Below are 17,867 nucleotides of genomic sequence, written 5' to 3' on the forward strand. Positions count from 1 at the left end.
CGGCCGTCTCATGACCACCGCCCTGCCCCGCCACAGGCCGCTGTGACAGGGCTCCCCGCCCGCTTTCCATCTACCGAACCACCCGCCTCGTCACGCCCTTTTTATTTTATATTGTATAAAATATGCGAACTGGCTAGAATGACCTCGTCGATGGCTGACTCTCGGGCGAAACCGGAGGCGCGTTTCGGCACCGAGGCAAACAAGCGGTGGCAGACCGCCGTCCGGATCGCACCGGCGATGACGAAACGGCGAGTGCGCGTCCAGCCCAAGTTGCCAGCAATGGCGGTTGACCCTATCTGAATGAGGAAACGAGATGAGCGACAACATTTTTACCGGCACCATTCCGGCCCTGATGACTCCGTGCACCGCTGACCGTCAGCCGGATTTCGACGCGCTGGTGAAGAAGGGCAAGGAGCTGGTGGCACTCGGCATGCGCGCGGTGGTGTACTGCGGCTCGATGGGCGACTGGCCGCTGCTGACCGAAGCGCAGCGTCAGGAAGGCGTTGCGCGCCTGGTCGAAGCAGGCGTGCCGACCATCGTCGGCACGGGCGCGGTGAACTCGAAGGAAGCCGTGTCGCACGCCGCGCATGCCGCGAAGGTCGGCGCACACGGCCTGATGGTGATTCCGCGCGTGCTGTCGCGCGGCGCGTCGCCGGCCGCGCAGAAGGCGCACTTCGCCGCGATCCTGAACGCCGCGCCGAACCTGCCGGCCGTGATCTACAACAGCCCGTACTACGGCTTCGCGACCCGCGCCGACCTGTTCTTCGAACTGCGTCGTCAGCACCCGAACCTGATCGGCTTCAAGGAATTCGGCGGCGCCGCCGACATGCGCTATGCGGCCGAGAACATCACGTCGCAGGACGACAGCGTGACGCTGATGGCCGGCGTCGACACGCAGGTGTTCCACGGCTTCGTGAACTGCGGCGCCGCCGGCGCGATCACCGGGATCGGCAACGCGCTGCCGCGCGAAGTGCTGCAACTGGTCGATCTGTGCAAGAAGGCCGCGCAGGGTGACGCGGTGGCGCGCGTGCGTGCGAAGGAACTGGAATCGGCGCTGGCCGTGCTGTCGTCGTTCGACGAAGGCTGCGACCTCGTCCTGTTCTACAAGCATCTGATGGTGCTGAACGGCGACAAGGAATACACGCTGCACTTCAACGAAACCGATGCGCTCAGCGACGCGCAACGCAACTACGCGGAAACGCAGTACACGCTGTTCCGCAACTGGTATGCAAACTGGTCGAAGACTATCGCCTAAGCGCGGCCGCGCGGTGCAGTATGAGGCGCGGCCGTGAAAAGGCCGCGTGAAGAAAAAGCCACGGAGCGATTCGTGGCTTTTTTGTTTACGCGTTCGCGGCAGGCCGGCAACGCCGTGATCCACGCCGCTCGGCTATGCAGCACGCCCTCCTCACCCGCCCACCGCCGGCACAATCCCCGGCAACGCGCACAACGCCCGATCCAGCACCTGCCGCGTGCGCAGCCACGCAATCTCGCGCCAGTCGGAATCGGCCGGCAGGAACGCATCGAACAGCGCGCGCTTGATCCGCCTGCCGAGTGCATCGTGCGGATCGCCATGCAGATGCAGCCAGTGATCGTCGCGCAGCGCCGTATGCATCGGCATTTCCGGCAATGTCCCGCATTCGATCACGAGTTGCATCAGGTGCGTGTCGGGCAACGCATCGAGCATCGCCTGCGACGTATAGCCGGTCGCGCGCGCCGCCACGCCGGTATCGCTGACCGCCGCATCCGGCGCGGTCAGCAGCGTATAGAGCCACGGACCGAACAGCTTTTCGGCATCGCCGAGCGCCGGGTAGCGCGCCTGCGCGATCGCCATCAGCATCGGATGCCCGAACGGCCCCGCGCCGGTGTGCAGGTCGAACGCGATCGCAACCTGCGCGGGCCGCACATGCTGCGCGACGATGCCACGCAACGTGCGGTTCGACCAGGTCGCGCGCTGTCCACCGTAGAAAAGGCCGTCGGCATGCCGGTACTGGCCCGCGCCGAGCAGCGCCTGATAGCCAGGCCAGCCGAGCGAACGCAGATGCGCGTCGAGCCGCTGGTCCGCCGACCGACGCTCCGGGCCGTCGAAATCGCGGCACGTATAGATGTCGTGGATCGATTCGTAACCCGAATTGACCGGCAGCGCGGCGTCGAAATCCACATAGTTGCGGTTCAGGTCGACGTTGTCTTCATTGACGCGCCGCACCCATGCGGTGCCCCACGGATTGATCAGATGAATCAGCAGCACGGCCACGCCGGGCGGCAGCGCGCGACCGGACAGTTCGTGCAGCCATTCCGTCTGGCACGTGGATCCGTAATAGCCTTCGACACCGTGCGTGCCGGACACGACCGCCAGCACGCGGCGCGCGTCACGCGGGCCGAGCCACGCGACGTCGGTCGCAAGCGGCTCGCCCGCCGGCCCGGCCAGCGGATGCGGATGGCTCGTCACCGTCGCGCCGGCCGCTTCGGCCGTCTGCAGGAATTGCGTGCGTTGCCGCGTGAAATCGGCATCGGCCGGAAAACCGTACTTCATCGTCGAATCCTCATGATTCGTGCGGCAGGCTGCACCGCGCTTCGCCTGTTCGGCGCGAACGCGCCGCCGTCTCGCATCAGCGGCGCGCGCATGGCAGATCGAGCGTCACCGCGCCGGTCGGTCGCGCGCAGCACAGCAGCACCGAACCTTCGGGCGGCGGCGACAGCGGCTCTTCGTCATATGCGACGCTGCCGGACAGCAGCGGCGTCATGCACGCATTGCACAGGCCGGCGCGGCAGTTGAACGTCGGCGCGTAGCCGGCCTGCTCGGCCATTTCGAGCAGCGTTCCGTGCTCCGGCCGCCAGTGTATCGGCTCGCCGTGCGGCGCGAAACGCACGGTGATCGCGTCGCCGGCGACATCGGCGGGCTCGGCATTCGCCCGCTCGCCGGCCGCTGCAACCTCGGCCCGCGATGCGTCTACCTCGCTGTCGAGCACCGTCGCCGGCCCGAAAAATTCATAACGAATCCGCTCGCGCGCGACGCCCAGCCCGCGCAGCAGGCGCCAGTTCGCCTGCATGAAACCGGGCGGCCCGCACAGGTACACGTCGTAGTCGTCGAGCGGCAGCAGCGATTGCAGCAGCTCGCGCGTCACGATCCCGCGACTGTCGAAGCCGCCGCGCGCGAGATCGTCTTCGCGTGGCTGCCGGTAGCAGACGTGGACGTCGATGCCGTCCCGCGTCGCGGCCAGCGCGCGCACTTCGTCCGCGAACGCATGGACTGCTCCGTGCTCGCATGCGTGAATGAAATGCACGCGCCGCTGCGACGCGCGCGACAGCCGATACAGCATGCTGACGAGCGGCGTCACGCCGACCCCGCCGCTCATCAGCACGACGGGCCGCTCGCTGCGTTCGTCGCACACAAACGCGCCGGCCGGGCCGGCCAGCTCGAGTTCGTCATCGACGTCGACGTTCGCGTGCAGATACGTGGAGCCGCGCCCCGGCGGCACGTCGCCGCCGCCCGCCTCGCGCTTGACCGAGATGCGCCAGCGCGTCGTGTCGGCCGGGTCGCCGGACAGGCTGTAGTGACGCAGCACACGCTCGCCGTCCGGCAGCGTCAGCCGCAGCACGACGAACTGGCCGGGCGTGAACGCAAGCGACCGCGTGCCGTCCACCGGCACGAGCTCGAACGATACGATCGCACTGCTCTCGCGTATCCGTCGCGCGACGCGAAAGCGCTCGAACCGGTCCGGCGCGGCCGCCTGCCCGGCAATCAAACCGGCGTCGACCATGTCATCGCCCCGCGTCGCATGCAACGGCCGCGGCCGCCTGTTCCGCTTCGATCATCTGGCCGAGCGCACGCCGGAACCGCAGCGGCCCGGAATCGATCGCGAGATCGATATTCGGCTTGCGCCGGCGCGCCATGCCTGCGTGCACGGCGGCCAGCACCGCGCGATCCTCCTCGAACGCATGGCGCACGTCCTCGTCGAACGCGCGCGACACCTGCTCGTCGCCCGGCGCGAAATTGCGCGTCTGGAACCAGAAGTAGCGTGTCTGCGATTCGTCGACCGGCGTCATGAAGTTGTACGAGTTCATCAGGAACACGTCGGGATGCGCGACGCCATCGTCGCTGCCGGTGCCGGCCGGCGCGAAGATCGCCTTGATCACGGCGACCGACGGAAACCGCACCTCGTAGTGCTGCTTGCGATCGCAGCGCCCTGCGAAGCGAACGAATTTCGCATAGAACGGTGCAACGTCGACATCGCGCATCCAGCGCGACACGGTCACGCCGTTTGCCGCGACGCTCGTCTTCAGCGGTTCGGATTCGCACGCGGCATTGCCGAACGACGACCGATGCACCCACGCGACATGCGACGGATCGAGCAGGTTGTCGGTCATGTACAGGTAATGGCAATCGACGGTCATCGCGTCGCCGCGATTGAGGCCCCAGGCCGGATCGTCCCATTCGTCGATCGTCAGCAGCGCGTCGGGATCCGCGGCCGCCTCGTCGCCCATCCACACCCACACGAGCCCATAGCGTTCAGCCACCGGATACCGCCGCACCACCGCCTGCGCCGGAATCCGCGCCGAACCGGGCGCGCGCACGCACGCGCCCGAGCAGTCGAAGGTCAGCCCGTGGTAACCGCATTCGACGTCATCGCCCGTCAGCCGGCCCATCGACAGCGGCAGCATCCGGTGCGGACACGCATCCTCGAGCGCCACCGGCGTGCCGTCGGCCTTGCGATACAGCACGATGCGCTCGCCGAGCATCGTCACCGGCGTCAGCGCGCGCGTGACGTCCTTGTCCCATCCCGCGACATACCAAGCGTTTCTCAAAAACATCCGGTTCTCCTGTGGTCCGGAGCCTCGCGCCCCGGTCTCAATGCCGTAGACGAAAGCATAAGAAACCCGGTCACGAAAGAATAGCTACCCACAACTGATCGATGCTTTAGTATCTCTAAAACGACTTTCGTCCAGCTTCACGCTTTTGCGGGATCCATCGCCATGAGTACGCTTCCTCCGTTGCGCGCGTTGCAGGTCTTCGAGGCCGTCGGCCGCTGCGGCGGCATCGCCGAGGCCGCCAAACGCCTCGGCATTTCGGCGGGCGCCGTCAGCCAGCAGATGAAACTGCTCGAGGACACGCTCGGCCTCAGCCTGCTCGAGAAGGACGGCAAGCGGCTGCGGCTCACGACGGCCGGGCGCCGCTATCACGAGCGCTGCGCGGATGCGTTCGAGCGGCTGCGCATCGCGCACGCGGAAGTCGAGCGCGCGCGGCACGACCGCAACCTGCGGATCAGCGCGCTACCGTCGCTGCTGTCGAAATGGCTCGCGCCGCGCGTGATCGAATGGCAACGCGCGTACCCGGAACTGAGCGTCTATCTCGACGGCACGCATGCCGAGCCGTCTCCGGACGGCTGCGAGATCGATTTCCGGATCAGCTACGGCGATCGCGTCGCGGACGTCGACAACGCGATCGAACTGTTTCGCGACGCGGTGGTGCCCGCCTGCAGCCCGCAGCTGCTGCGCGAGTGCGCGCCGCTCGAGACGCCGGCCGACCTGCTGCCGCTCCCGTTGATCGCGATCGACTGGCAGCCGAAGTTCGCATCGCCGCCGTCGTGGCAGGACTGGTTCGACGCACACGGCGTGGACGCCTCGGCGGCCTCGCCGGTGCGCCTCGCGTTGTCGTTGTCGAGCATCGCGATCCAGGCCGCGATCGACGGCCACGGCTTCGTGCTCGCGCAGTCGTCGATGATCTGCGACGACGTCGCGGCCGGACGGCTCGTCGTGCCGATCGCGTCGGGGCTGCCGCTGCCGTGGCCGTACTTCGTCGCGTGGAAGAAAAGCGCGTTCGACAAGCCGGAATGCCGCAACTTTCATCGCTGGCTGCTGACGCGCGCACGCGAGCAGCAGGAAGTCAGCGATCGCCTGGTTGCGACCAGCGCGACCGGAACGGTGTAGCACGGACCACGCCGCTCTGCGTCCGACGCGTGAAGCGGCACGTAGCGGAACCGGCGCCGGCTACGGATTCGACTGTTCGATATCGAAATAGCGGCGCTCCAGCCGGCGCAGCGTGCCGTCCTGGTTCATCGCCGCGATCGCCCCGTCGATCCTGTCGCGCAGCGCGCCGTCGTCCTTGCGCAAGCCGATCGCCACGCCTTTGCCGAGCGTCTTCTCGTCGACGACCGGCTCGCCGAGGAACACGTAGCCGGCGCCTTGCGGCGTCTTCAGAAACCCTTCGCTGGCCGCGACCATGTCGGTCAGTGTCACGTCGAGCCGGCCCGCGCGCAGGTCGTTGTTGACGAGTTCCTGGTTCGCATACGACACGACCTCGATGCCGGCGGGGGCCCAGTAGGTGCGCGCATAGGTCTCCTGCGTCGAGCCCTGCGCGACGCCGACGCGCTTGCCGCGCAGCGACGCGACGGTCGGCTTGATATCGCGGCCGCGCAGGCCGACCAGGCGGCTCGGCGTATTGAACAGCGACGTGGAGAACGCAAGCTGCGTCTCGCGTTGCGGCGTGACCGACAGCGCGGACAGGATCGCATCGAACTTGCGGCCCTTGAGCGCCGGGATGATTCCGTCGAATGCCGTCTCGACCCACACGCATCGTGCATTCAGGCGACGGCAGATCTCGTTGCCGACGTCGATGTCGAAACCGACGAGCTGCCCCGACGGCGCTTTGGATTCGAACGGCGCGTAGGACGGATCGACGCCGAAACGAAGGCGTGTCGCGTCGCCCGCATGGGCGGCAGCAGCGGCCATCAGCATGGCCAGACCGGCAATGGTTTTTTTCATGTGTGCTCCTGGGGACTCGGGCGGGCCCGGCGCGCATTGGCATGGGTTGCGCATCGGCCGATGAGGTGAAACGACCGGACCAAGCTTAAAAATCCACAATTGCGCCGAACAGGGGCCTTGTGCTGTGCATCGCTTAAGTTTTTCTAAAATCACGCAATCGTCTGCGGAATCCGCAGCGGCGTACGGCCGGTCCGACGCAGGATAGCGACGAAGCGCTGGACAATCGCGCGATCCGCCGCCGAGAATACCGTTCGCTCCGCGCCACGCCCCATGTCGTTACAGGATCGACGGAATGAACCGTTTGCCGCCCTTGCGCGCCCTACAGGCGTTCGATGCCGTCGTTCGTAACGGCAACGTGATGACCGCCGCCGAATCGCTGCATGTCACGCCTGGCGCCGTCAGCCAGCAGATCCGCGTGCTGGAGGAATTCCTCGGCATCGTGCTGTTCGACCGCGAGAGCAGCGGCCTGCGCCCGACGGAACTCGGCCGGCTCTATCACCGGCACATCGCGCGCGGCTTCGAATGCTTTCATGCCGGGCAGGCGGCGCTGCACGCCACGCGCGAGGCACCGCAGCTCACGCTCAGCACCTTCCCTTCCGTGGCCACGCACTGGTTCGCCGCCAGGATCGAAAAATGGCGCGCGCGGTCTGCAGCGGTGCGCGTACACGTCGAGGCGACCGATCGCGAGCCGAAACGCGGCGAGCATCACGCCGATTTCCGCATGACCTACGGCAAGCCGCCCACCGACGGCACGCCCTGCCGCCTGCTGTTCGTCGATCGCGTGATGCCGGTGTGTGCGCCGTCGCTGCTTCGCGCGGCCCAGCCGCTCGCGCAGCCGGCGGATCTGCTGCACTACCCGCTGGTCCATGTCGAATGGGGCTGGGCCGATTTGTCGCCGCCCACCTGGGCGAACTGGTTCGCCGCGACGGGCGTGCCCGTTCCCGATACGCTCGCGCCGCTCAGCTATTCGCTGTCCTCGATGGCGATCGACGCGGCGGTCGGCGGGCGCGGCGTCACGCTCGGGCAAGGGCTGTTCGCCGCCGACGGCCTCAGATCCGGCCAGCTCGTCGCGCCGTTCAAGGTGTCGCTGCCGATGCCGCGCCCCTACTATCTGGTCTGGCAGCCAGGCACGCTCGACCTGCCCGGCGCGCAGCCCTTTCTCGACTGGCTCGTCGAGGAAGTCGAACAGACCGTTCGCGACATCGACGCGGCATTCGATTGAACGCCGCGCGCCGCGTTTAGAAAAACTATAAGGCGCGGCCAATTTAAATGATTTGTCGGCCCCCGTTTGCCGCTCCTATGCTCGGTGGCGAATCCTGGCTCGCCGGTCGCCGGACAGGCGACGCACGTCGTTGCCAGGCTTCGCACCGATCACTCTCCAAGGAGCACAACGACACCATGAACGCCCCGGATCTCCTTCTCCCGACTCGTCCGCAAGACATCGACGAAGTCACGCTCGGCGATGCAGACATGTCGCTCGAGCAATTCATCGCCGTCGCGAAATACGGCGCGCGCGTGCGGCTGTCGCCCGCCTATCGCGAACGTGTGGCGAAATCGCGCGCGCTGGTCGAACGGTTTCTCGCCGAAAACCGCCTGGTTTACGGCGTGACGACCGGATTCGGCGACAACTCGACACGCGTGATCCGTCCCGACGAAGCAGAACAACTGCAGCGCAACATCGTGCGCTCGCACGCGGTCTCGGTCGGCGCGCCGCTGCCGCGCGAAGTCGTACGCGCCACTCAGCTGATGGTGCTGAACAGTCTCGGCAAGGGCTATTCGGGCGTCACACTCGAACTGCTCGAACTGATCGCCGAACTGCTGAATCGCGACATCGTGCCGATCGCGCCCGGCGACGGTTCGGTCGGTTATCTCGGACCTGAGGCGCACATGGCGTTGGTGCTGATCGGCGAAGGCGAAGCGCTGTGGCAAGACACGCGGATGCCCGGCAAGGACGCGCTGGCGGCGGCCGGCCTCAAGCCGCATACGCTGCGCTGTAAGGAAGGTCTCGCGCTGCTCAACGGCACGACGTCGGTCACCGCGCTGGGGCTGCTTGCGCTTCACAACGCGATCGAAGGTTCGAAAGTCGCCGACATTGCCGCCGCGCTGTCGTTCCAGCCGCTCAAGGGAACCACGCGCTCGCTCGATGCCCGCTATCACGCGGTCAAGAAACACGCACATCAGGCCAACGCGGCGGACAACCTGCGGCGGCTGCTTGCCGGCAGCGCACTGGCGGAACGATTCGTCGACTATCGTCTTCAGGATACCTACAGCCTGCGTGCGATCGCGCAAGTGCACGGCGCGTCGAAGCGTGCGATCGACGATGCGCGCGACGCGCTGCTCGACGAGATCGGTTCGAGCGGCGACAACCCGGTCATCCATCCGCACGGCGACGACGGTCTCGCGATTTCGGGCGCGAACTTCGACGGCACCTTCGTCGGCATCGCCAGCGACCTGCTGTGCATCGCGATGACCAATCTCGCGAAGATTTCGGAGCGACGCGCGGACCGGCTCGTCAATCCGCATTTCAGCGAGTTGCCGGCGTTCCTCGCGCCTCGCCCCGGCCTGCACAGCGGCTACATGATCGTCCAGTACACGGCGGCCGGCCTCCTCGGCGAGATGCGCATCCTGTCGCATCCGGCTTCCGTCGACAGCGTGTCGACCAGCGGCAATCAGGAAGACCCGGTCAGCTTCGCGTACCTTGCCGCACGCAAGGCCTACGACGCGTCGCAAAAGCTCCACCACGTGCTGGCGATCGAGCTGATGATCGCCGCGCAGGCGCTCGACTTCTTCGATCCTGCCGACGCGTCGCCGGCCACGGCCGCAGTGTATTCGCGCATCCGGCAAGCCGTACCGAAGGTCGACGACGACCGCTGTTTCCATCCCGACATGGCGTACATTCACACGCTGGTTGCGGACGGCGAAGTGTCCGCGGTGGTCGAGCGCATCACCGGCGCGTTGCACGCATAAGAAAAGACCGTCGATCCCTGTCGGGGATCGACGGTCGCCGCCCGATTCATTCGGAAACAGCAAGTGCCGGCGCACAGGCTGCGCCGGACCGCGATCAAGGCGTCACATCCGTCTTGAACCATTTCTCGCTCAGGCGCCGGACCGTGCCGTCCGCAATCGCGGCCGCGATCGCCTGATCGAACATCGTCTTCAGGTCGGCATCGCTCTTGCGCAGGCCGAGTGCCTCGCCGTCGCCCCAGATCGGGCCGCCGATCTTCGGCCCGACGATGCGGAGCGCGGCGTTGCCCGGCTTCGCCAGCGCCGACGCGTAGTAGGCGGCATCGTCGAATGCGACGTCGATACGCCCGTTGAGCAGGTCGATATCGTGATCCGGCGCGTTCTTGTATTCGCGAATGCTCGCCACGTCCTTGAAATTCCGGTTGATGAACGCGCTGTAGACCGATCCGGTGACGATGCCGATCGACTTGCCCTTCAGCGCGGCGCGCAGCGGCTCGACCGCCGCCCGGTCACTCGCCGGATCGCCGGTCAGCCTCAGCGGCGCTGCGTTCGGCAATACTTTCGGCAAGCCGACCGGCCCCGCAGACACGAACACGGCCGGCGTGTTCGCATAGGGTTTCGAGAACGCGATCGCGCGCTTGCGGTCCTCGCTGATCGACAGCGCGTCCATGATCACGTCGAACTTGCCCGCGTTCAATCCCGGAATCAGCCCGTCCCAGTCCTGCGACATCAGCTTGCACTGCACACGCATGCGCCCGCACAGGTCGCGGGCGAGTTCCGGTTCGAAACCGTCGATCGTCCCGTCGGGACGCGTCAGATTCCACGGCTCGTAACTGCCCTCCAGCGCAATCGTGACCGTCTTCCACTCCCGTGCCTCGCCCGGCGCCGCCATCGCAGCGGCCGCGACGACGAATGCACATGCCGCCGCCTTCAGTCCCATCCTTCGCTTGCTGTTCATTCGAATGCTCCTCGCTTGGGTTGTCGTTACGTCGTGAAATCGATCGCGCCCGTCACAGATCGGCGGCGGCGCCCGCAAGCACCAGCACGGCCGAACGCGCGCGCGACACGCACGGCAGAAAAACCGTTCCGGCCGCGCGTTCGTCGTCGGTGAGATAGGTGTCGCGGTGGAGCAACTCGCCGGCGACGACCCGCATCGCGCACGTGCCGCATACGCCGACCTCGCACGACGAGTCCACCGGCACGCCCGCTTCGCGCAGGCAGGCCAGCGCGGATTTGCCGGGCGGGACCGCTATCGCGCCGTCACGCCCTTCGAGCCGCAGTTCGAATTCGCGGTCCTCGGTTCCGGACAGGTCAGGCGCACTGAACGCTTCCTGATGGACGTTTGCATCGCCCAACGCCGCGCGCGCCAGTTCGACGGTCATCTGCATGAACGCGGACGGCCCGCAGACGTACACATGGGTATCCGCCGCCGCACCGGCAAGAAGCGTGACCACCCGCTCGCGCGCCATCTCCGGCCCGAGCCCCAGGTGAAGACGCGTATGCGCGGCCAGCGGCGCGGCGGCCGTGATTTCGTCGCGAAACACGACGTCCTCGTCGCGACGCGCAAAGTAGTCGAAGCGGTAGCGGCGCCCGGCCGCGTGCAACGCATGGGCCATCGACAGAATCGGCGTGACGCCGATACCGCCCGCGATCAGCAGATGACACGCGGCCGTGTCGCTGAGCGCGAACGCGTTGCGCGGCAAACCGATCCGCAATGCCATGCCGGTGCTCGCCTGATCGTGCAGCCACGCGGAACCGCCGCGAGACACCGGGGAGCGCTTCACGGCGATCCGGTATTCCGGCGCATGACAATCCGCGCCGCATAGCGAGTACTGCCGCACGAGCCCGTCCGGAAGATGGACGTCGATATGCGAGCCCGGGCGGTAAGGCGGTAGCGGCAGACCGTCGCGCCGGCGCATCCGGAACACGCGCGTATCGTGCGTTCCACCGTCCGCGGGTTCGATCAGCACTTCGACCGTTTCGGTTCGATCCGTCATTGGTCCCTCCCGACGCGTCATTGCAGCGCCGGCTGCGCCGCCTGCTCGATATCGATCAGGCGTTTCAGCGTCCGGCGGAACCGGATCGGTGCCGCGTCCGACTCGATATCGGTATTGGGCGTACGCCGGTTCGCCATCCCGCGATCGACCGCGGACAACACCGTCAGGTCCTCGTTGAAGGCAGCGATGAAGTCGGCGGTCAACGCGCGGCTGGTATCGGCGCAGTCCGCCCGGAAATTGCGCACCTGGAACCAGAAATAGCGGCAGCTGTTTTCCGTCACCGGCGTAACGAAATTGTATGAGTCGAGTAAAAACACGTCCGGATGCAATATGCCTTGCGGCGCGCCTGAATTGGCCGGCGCAATGATGTCGCGAATAATCGCATGGGACGGGTAACGCACTTCGTAATGCTGAAGCCGGTCGGCCCGTCCCTTGAATCCGACATACGGAAGAAAGAATGGCGCGAGATCGCAATTCATCATCCAGCGCGACGCCAGCACGCCGTTTTCCAGCATCGACATCCTGACCGGCACCTCGGCCGTATCGTGATTGCCGAGCGAGGTCTTGTGGACGTACGTGACATGCGACGGATCGAGCAGGTTGTCGGTCATGTACAGGTAATGGCAATCCACGTTCATCGCCGGCCCGCGGTTGACGCCCCAACCGGGCTCGCCGTAATGCTCGACCGCAAGGATGGTGTCCGGGTCGGCCTGATCCGGCGCGCCCATCCAGATCCACACGAGCCCGTAGCGCTCCGCGACCGGATACGCCTTCACGCAGGCGTTCGGCGGGATGCGCGACAGGCCGGGCGCGCGCGTGCAGGCGCCGTCGGCGCCGAATTCGAGGCCGTGATAGCCGCAGCGCAGATGATTGCCGGTGACCGTGCCCATCGAAAGCGGCAGCTTGCGGTGCGGGCACGCGTCCTCGAGCGCGACGACTTCGCGCGCGGCATTGCGGTAGAACACCACCGGCTCGCCGAGCAGCACGCGCCCGACCGGCGCATCGTCGATCTCGTCGCTCCACGCCGCCACATACCATGCATTCCGTAAATACATTGCTCACCTCGCTCATGTGAAATCCATCGTTCTCTGAGCGAGAGAATAGAAACCCGTCGATTACAAAATCAAACGATTTAATCTAATTCGCGTTTTTAGTTTTCCTGAATCCGCCGGCCATTCAATTGATATGGAAATTCAAAAACCTAGGGACTTCCCCGAATCGACTCGATATTCATGCCAAAAGCGCTTGCGCCGGTTTTATGAATTGTGCAGCCTTGTATAGACAAATCGCACGAATTGCATCGCACGGCTGGTCGATGAAATGATCGATTCACGGAAAGGAGGACACGCATGACGACGATCGAATTGCTCGGCTTCGGGCCGCAGGGTTGGGGAGGCGCGCTGCTGTTCGCGGCGCTGATGACGGTCGCGGTGACGCTTGCCGCGCTGGCGGTCGGCGCACTGCTGGGCGCCGGCATCGCGGCCGCCAAGCTGTCGAGGGTTCGCGTGCTGCGTGCGGCCGGCGACCTCTACACGACCGTGTTTCGCGGCGTCCCCGAGTTGCTGGTGATCTACCTGTTCTATTTCGGCGGCTCGTCGCTGGTCACGATGGTCGGCCGGTGGTTCGGCGTCGACGGCTTCATCGGCCTGCCGCCGTTCCTGATCGGCGCACTCGCCGTCGGCATGATTTCCGGCGCATACCAGGCCGAGGTCTACCGCGGCGCGGTGCTCGCGGTCTCGCGCGGCGAGCTCGAGGCGGCCCGCGCGATCGGCATGCCGACCGCGACGCTGATGCGGCGCATCCTGATTCCGCAGGTGCTGCGTTATGCATTGCCCGGCATCGGCAACGTATGGCAGCTCAGCCTGAAGGACTCCGCACTGATCTCGGTGACGGGTCTTGCCGAGCTGCTGCGGGCGAGCCAGGTCGCAGCCGGCTCGACGCACCAGTATTTCGTGTTCTTCATTGCGGGCGGCACGCTTTATCTGCTGATGACCGCGATGTCCAACCGGATTTTCAACCACGCCGAGTCGCGCGTTGCCCGCACGTTTCGCGGCAGCTTTGCACGCCACTGACAGGAGACGACAGCCATGCAATCCGAAACCGACTTCCTCCTGGATACGCTCATGAGGCTGCTGTCCGCAGTGCCGACGACGCTCGGCCTGTTCTTCGCGTCGATGACGCTGGGCGGCATGCTCGCGCTCGTGATCGTCGCGATGCGCGTGTCGCCGTACTGGCTGCCGAACCGGCTTGCGCGCGCCTACATCCTCGTATTTCGCGGCTCGCCGATCCTGATTCAGCTGTTTCTCGTCTACTACGGGGTCGGCCAGTTCGACTTCGTGCGTCACAGCCTGCTGTGGCCGGTGCTGCGCGAGCCGTACCTGTGTGCGGTGATTGCCCTCGCGCTGTGCACGGCCGGCTATACCGCGGAAATCATTCGCGGCGGACTGATGGCGGTACCGGTCGGGCAGATCGAGGCCGGTTATTCGATCGGCCTGTCGGGATTCGCGCTGCTGCGCCGGATCATCGCGCCGATCGCACTCCGGCAGTGTCTGCCGGCCTATACGACCGAAGCGATTCTTCAGGTGAAATCGACCGCGCTCGCCAGTCTCGTCACCGTGTGGGAAGTCACCGGCGTCGCGCAGCAGATCATCCAGCAGACCTATCGGACCAGCGAGGTGTTCCTGTGCGCCGCGCTGATCTACCTGGGCCTGAATTTCGCGATCGTGCGCGCGTTCGGCTGCCTCGAAAACCGCCTGTCGCGGCATCTGCGCGCGCCGCGTAGCGTCGCGCCGGCGCGGGTCTCGCCCGACGCAGCCGTCGCGGCCGCGCGCGACAGCCGGGTCGCCCCGTAAGGTCCGTCCCTGTCCTTCCTCGTCCACCGGAGAACCCCATGAATGCGCTGACTCCCGTTGCGCTGTCGGTCACCAACCTGCACAAGTCGTTCGGCCCTCACGCCGTATTGCGCGGCATCTCGCTCGACGCGCGCGAAGGCGACGTCATCTCGATACTCGGTGCGAGCGGCTCGGGCAAGAGCACGCTGCTGCGCTGCATGAACCTGCTCGAGATGCCAGACGACGGCGCGATCGCCCTGTGCGGCGAAACGCTCTCGCTCGCACGCCGGCGCGACGGCAAGCTCCATCCGCGCGATCGCCGGCAGGTCGACCGGATCCGCTCGCAGATCGGCATGGTGTTCCAGAACTTCAACCTGTGGTCGCACATGACCGTGCTGGACAATCTGCTCGAAGGACCGTTGCGCGTGCAGAAGCGCTCGCGCGCGGAAGCCGTCGACGAAGCGGAAGCGCTGCTGTCCAAGGTCGGGCTCGCCGACAAGCGAGCGCATTACCCGTCCCATCTGTCCGGCGGACAGCAGCAGCGGGTGGCGATCGCGCGTGCGCTGGCGATGAAGCCGAAAGTCATGCTGTTCGACGAACCGACCTCGGCGCTCGATCCCGAACTCGTCGGCGAAGTGCTGCGCGTCATGCGTGCGCTCGCCGAGGAAGGCCGCACGATGCTGGTCGTCACGCACGAGATGGGCTTCGCGCGCCACGTATCGAACCGCGTGATGTTCGTCCACGAAGGACAGGTCGAGGCGGACGGCACGGCCGCCGACGTATTCGGCGAGCTGCGCTCCGAACGCTTCCGGCAGTTCGTTTCCAGTCACCGCGATCGCGCCGCGCACTGAGCGGCTACGCCGTGGATGCGTCATCTGTGCGATGCTTCGCCGTATTCGCCAGCCGCATCCGCACCGCACCATGCTCATCACCGTCGATATCGTCATCTACCCGGGCTTCAAGGCGCTCGAAGCAATCGGGCCATTGAGCGTATTCAGCTACGCGAACGTCCACCTCGAACAGCGCGGGCTCGACGCCGGTTACGACGTCAGGCTCGCGGCGCCGCAAAGCGGCGAGGTTCGCTCGGACACGGGCGTGTCGCTGCATGCGTCGAAGGCGCTGAATCCGCTCGCCGTGCCGCATACGGCGCTGATCGTCGGCGCGCGGCAGATCGAGCAGGCCGTCGACGCGACACCGCAGATCGTCGACTGGGTGAAGGCCGCCGCGCCGCGCATGCAGCGCACCGCGGCGCTGTGCACGGGCGCGTTCTTCGTGGCCGCGGCCGGGCTGCTGGACGGCAAGCGCGCGACGACGCACTGGGCGTCCGCGCGCTCGCTGCAGGAACGCTACCCGGCGGTGCGCGTCGATCCCGACAGCATCTTCATCCGCGAAGGCGCACTGTGGACCTCCGCCGGCGTCACCGCGGGCATCGATCTCGCGCTGGCGCTGGTCGAGGAGGATTTCGGCGCGGCCGTGTCGCTCGACGTCGCGCGCGACCTGGTCGTCTACCTGAAGCGGCCGGGCGGCCAATCGCAGTTCAGCGCGCATCTCGCCAGCCAGACCACGTCGCACCCGGGCATTCGCGACCTGCAGGACTGGCTGCTCGCGAATCTCGCGACGCGCGTCGGCGCGGCGGAGATGGCCGCGCGCCTGTCGATGAGCGTGCGCAATTTCAATCGCTGCTTCCAGCGCGAAACGGGAATGACGCCGTCCGCGTTCATCGAACGCGCGCGCGTCGAAGCCGCGCGGCGCATGCTGGAACAAGGAGATTTGCCGGCGAAGACGATCGCGGCCGACACCGGCTTCGGGCAGTACGAAGCGATGCGAAAAGCGTTTCAGAAACTGCTGGGCATCACGCCGGTCGCGTATCGCGAACGATTCGGCCCGGCTCAGCGACCCGCATCGGCGCATGACGGCAGCGTCGATGCGGCGTGACAAGTAACCGCCCCGGCGACATGCACCGGGGCGATCGTGCCGCTGCGATGCCGCGTCAGGCCGGCTGGAAGCAATACGCGGCGAGCTTGTTGCCGTCGAGATCGCGCACGTAGGCCGCATAGGCATGCGGTGCCCAGTTGCGCGGCCCGGCCGCGCCCGCGTCGACGGCGCCGGCGGCCAGCGCCGTCCGGTGGAACGCGTCGATCGCCGCGCGGCTCGGCGCCTGGAACGACACGGTCACGCCATTGCCGACCGTCGCCGGCTCGCCGTTCACCGGCTTCAGCACGAAGAACGACGGCGCGCCGTCGCCCCAGATCGAACCGTTGTCGCCGAGATCGGCCATGCGGCTCAGGCCGATTTCGCCGAGTACCTTGTCGTAGAACGAGCGGGCGCGATCGAGATGGTTCGTGCCCAGCGTCACATGCGTAAATACCGTCATCGTGCTGTCTCCTGTCGATATCGAATGCCGCGCGGCATCCGGAGTGTCGTGCGCCGCGATCGACCGATCGCGGCCGCTTCCCTTCGCCGTCAACCGCCCAGCACGCGCGCATGATGCGCGACGTGATCGGCGACGAACGTCGAGATGAAGTAATACCCGTGGTCGTAGCCCGCATGACGGCGCAGCGTCAGCGGCTGGCCGGCCTTCGCGCACGCGGCTTCGAATACGTCCGGGTTCAGCTGGTTCGCGAGGAATTGATCGGCGAGGCCCTGGTCGACGAGGATGCCGTCCGCGAACTTCGGCGCATCCGCACGCGCGACGAGCTCGCTCGCGTCGTGCGCCTTCCACGCTTCGCGATCCTCTCCCAGATAACCCGAGAACGCCTTCTCGCCCCACGGGCAGCGCGTCGGCGCCGCGATCGGCGCGAACGCCGATACCGACCGGTACAGGTCCGGATGGCGCAGCGCCAGCGTCAGCGCACCGTGTCCGCCCATCGAGTGCCCGAAGATCCCGAGCCGCGCGCCGTCGATCGGCAGTTCGGCCGTCACGATCTCGCGCAGCTCGCCGGTCACGTACGACTCCATCCGGTAATGCACGGACCACGGCGCTTCGGTCGCGTCGACGTAGAAGCCCGCGCCGACGCCGAAATCCCACGCGTCGGTCTCGCCCGCCACGCCCGCGCCGCGCGGGCTCGTATCGGGCATCACGAGCGCGATGCCGTGCTGCGCCGCATACTGCTGCGCGCCGCCCTTGATCGCGAACGTCTCCTCCGTGCACGTGAGCCCCGCGAGATAGAACAGCGCCGGCACGCGGCCGTGCGCAGCCTGCGGCGGCAGGTACACGGCGAACTTCATCGGCAGGCCGATCGTCGTCGAATCGTGACGATAGAAGCGCTGCTCGCCGCCGTGGCAGGCGTGCGCTGAAACGAGTTCGAGCATGGTC

At 66.5% G+C, this 17,867-nt stretch carries 17 protein-coding genes; 8 read left to right on the forward strand and 9 right to left on the reverse strand.

Annotated elements, in window-relative coordinates; translation table 11 throughout:
- Nucleotides 1-313: 313 nt before the first annotated feature.
- Nucleotides 314-1,255, forward strand: a complete 942-nt coding sequence (locus tag WS57_RS17305; protein WP_009692150.1) for a dihydrodipicolinate synthase family protein — start codon at nucleotides 314-316, stop codon at nucleotides 1,253-1,255.
- Between the two features lie 150 nt (nucleotides 1,256-1,405).
- Here WS57_RS17305 and WS57_RS17310 read toward each other — a convergent pair whose 3' ends face one another.
- The 3 genes from WS57_RS17310 to WS57_RS17320 all read right to left on the reverse strand — a co-directional run bounded on the left by WS57_RS17310 (nucleotide 1,406) and on the right by WS57_RS17320 (nucleotide 4,809).
- Nucleotides 1,406-2,530 (reverse strand): DUF2817 domain-containing protein, encoded by a 1,125-nt coding sequence (locus WS57_RS17310; RefSeq protein ID WP_069244602.1) that lies wholly within the window; start codon nucleotides 2,528-2,530, stop codon nucleotides 1,406-1,408.
- A 76-nt stretch (nucleotides 2,531-2,606) separates the two neighbouring features.
- Nucleotides 2,607-3,758: a 2Fe-2S iron-sulfur cluster-binding protein gene (locus WS57_RS17315; protein ID WP_069245440.1), complete on the reverse strand. Its 1,152-nt coding sequence runs from the start codon at nucleotides 3,756-3,758 to the stop codon at nucleotides 2,607-2,609.
- 1 nt (nucleotide 3,759) lies between these two features.
- Nucleotides 3,760-4,809, reverse strand: coding sequence for an aromatic ring-hydroxylating dioxygenase subunit alpha (locus tag WS57_RS17320; RefSeq protein ID WP_060299271.1), 1,050 nt, complete (start codon nucleotides 4,807-4,809; stop codon nucleotides 3,760-3,762).
- Nucleotides 4,810-4,971: 162 nt separating this feature from the next.
- On the opposite strand from WS57_RS17320, the gene WS57_RS17325 reads away from it, so the two are divergent.
- Complete coding sequence (locus WS57_RS17325) at nucleotides 4,972-5,925, forward strand: LysR substrate-binding domain-containing protein (protein ID WP_069244603.1); 954 nt, start codon at nucleotides 4,972-4,974, stop codon at nucleotides 5,923-5,925.
- Nucleotides 5,926-5,985: 60 nt separating this feature from the next.
- Here the strand turns inward: WS57_RS17325 and WS57_RS17330 are convergent, their stop codons facing one another.
- Complete coding sequence (locus tag WS57_RS17330) at nucleotides 5,986-6,759, reverse strand: ABC transporter substrate-binding protein (protein WP_059518764.1); 774 nt, start codon at nucleotides 6,757-6,759, stop codon at nucleotides 5,986-5,988.
- A 292-nt stretch (nucleotides 6,760-7,051) separates the two neighbouring features.
- Between WS57_RS17330 and WS57_RS17335 the strand changes: the two genes are divergently transcribed.
- Both WS57_RS17335 and hutH read left to right on the forward strand, forming a co-directional pair.
- Nucleotides 7,052-7,981 carry a LysR substrate-binding domain-containing protein gene (locus WS57_RS17335; protein WP_069244604.1) on the forward strand — a complete coding sequence of 310 codons (930 nt, stop codon included), beginning with the start codon at nucleotides 7,052-7,054 and terminating at the stop codon, nucleotides 7,979-7,981.
- Nucleotides 7,982-8,157: 176 nt separating this feature from the next.
- Entirely contained in the window at nucleotides 8,158-9,726 is a 1,569-nt protein-coding gene (gene hutH / locus WS57_RS17340; protein ID WP_059518768.1) for a histidine ammonia-lyase, read from the forward strand.
- A gap of 94 nt (nucleotides 9,727-9,820) precedes the next feature.
- Here hutH and WS57_RS17345 read toward each other — a convergent pair whose 3' ends face one another.
- Genes WS57_RS17345 through WS57_RS17355 form a run of 3 tightly spaced genes read right to left on the reverse strand, consistent with a single transcriptional unit; the run spans nucleotide 9,821 to nucleotide 12,775 of the window.
- Complete coding sequence (locus WS57_RS17345; RefSeq protein WP_069244605.1) at nucleotides 9,821-10,681, reverse strand: transporter substrate-binding domain-containing protein; 861 nt, start codon at nucleotides 10,679-10,681, stop codon at nucleotides 9,821-9,823.
- A 52-nt stretch (nucleotides 10,682-10,733) separates the two neighbouring features.
- On the reverse strand, nucleotides 10,734-11,720 hold the full coding sequence (locus tag WS57_RS17350; protein WP_069244606.1) for a PDR/VanB family oxidoreductase: 987 nt from the start codon (nucleotides 11,718-11,720) through the stop codon (nucleotides 10,734-10,736).
- Nucleotides 11,721-11,737: 17 nt separating this feature from the next.
- Complete coding sequence (locus WS57_RS17355) at nucleotides 11,738-12,775, reverse strand: aromatic ring-hydroxylating dioxygenase subunit alpha (protein ID WP_069244607.1); 1,038 nt, start codon at nucleotides 12,773-12,775, stop codon at nucleotides 11,738-11,740.
- Nucleotides 12,776-13,069: 294 nt separating this feature from the next.
- Here WS57_RS17355 and WS57_RS17360 point away from each other — a divergent pair, with 294 nt between their 5' ends.
- The 4 genes from WS57_RS17360 to WS57_RS17375 all read left to right on the forward strand — a co-directional run bounded on the left by WS57_RS17360 (nucleotide 13,070) and on the right by WS57_RS17375 (nucleotide 16,486).
- Entirely contained in the window at nucleotides 13,070-13,792 is a 723-nt protein-coding gene (locus tag WS57_RS17360; protein ID WP_009692137.1) for an ABC transporter permease, read from the forward strand.
- Between the two features lie 15 nt (nucleotides 13,793-13,807).
- Nucleotides 13,808-14,572 (forward strand): ABC transporter permease, encoded by a 765-nt coding sequence (locus tag WS57_RS17365; RefSeq protein ID WP_059518778.1) that lies wholly within the window; start codon nucleotides 13,808-13,810, stop codon nucleotides 14,570-14,572.
- Nucleotides 14,573-14,610: 38 nt separating this feature from the next.
- Nucleotides 14,611-15,402: an ABC transporter ATP-binding protein gene (locus WS57_RS17370; RefSeq protein ID WP_059518780.1), complete on the forward strand. Its 792-nt coding sequence runs from the start codon at nucleotides 14,611-14,613 to the stop codon at nucleotides 15,400-15,402.
- Nucleotides 15,403-15,472: 70 nt separating this feature from the next.
- A complete protein-coding gene (locus WS57_RS17375; RefSeq protein WP_081056886.1) occupies nucleotides 15,473-16,486 on the forward strand; it encodes a GlxA family transcriptional regulator in 1,014 nt (337 codons plus the stop codon).
- A 55-nt stretch (nucleotides 16,487-16,541) separates the two neighbouring features.
- On the opposite strand, the gene WS57_RS17380 is transcribed toward WS57_RS17375, so the two are convergent.
- Both WS57_RS17380 and fghA read right to left on the reverse strand, forming a co-directional pair.
- Nucleotides 16,542-16,925 (reverse strand): VOC family protein, encoded by a 384-nt coding sequence (locus WS57_RS17380; protein WP_059518782.1) that lies wholly within the window; start codon nucleotides 16,923-16,925, stop codon nucleotides 16,542-16,544.
- An 89-nt stretch (nucleotides 16,926-17,014) separates the two neighbouring features.
- Nucleotides 17,015-17,863 carry an S-formylglutathione hydrolase gene (gene fghA, locus WS57_RS17385; protein WP_069244608.1) on the reverse strand — a complete coding sequence of 283 codons (849 nt, stop codon included), beginning with the start codon at nucleotides 17,861-17,863 and terminating at the stop codon, nucleotides 17,015-17,017.
- Nucleotides 17,864-17,867 lie beyond the last annotated feature (4 nt).

Origin of the sequence: Burkholderia pseudomultivorans (assembly GCF_001718415.1) — a bacterium.
GTDB classification, from domain to species: domain Bacteria; phylum Pseudomonadota; class Gammaproteobacteria; order Burkholderiales; family Burkholderiaceae; genus Burkholderia; species Burkholderia pseudomultivorans_A.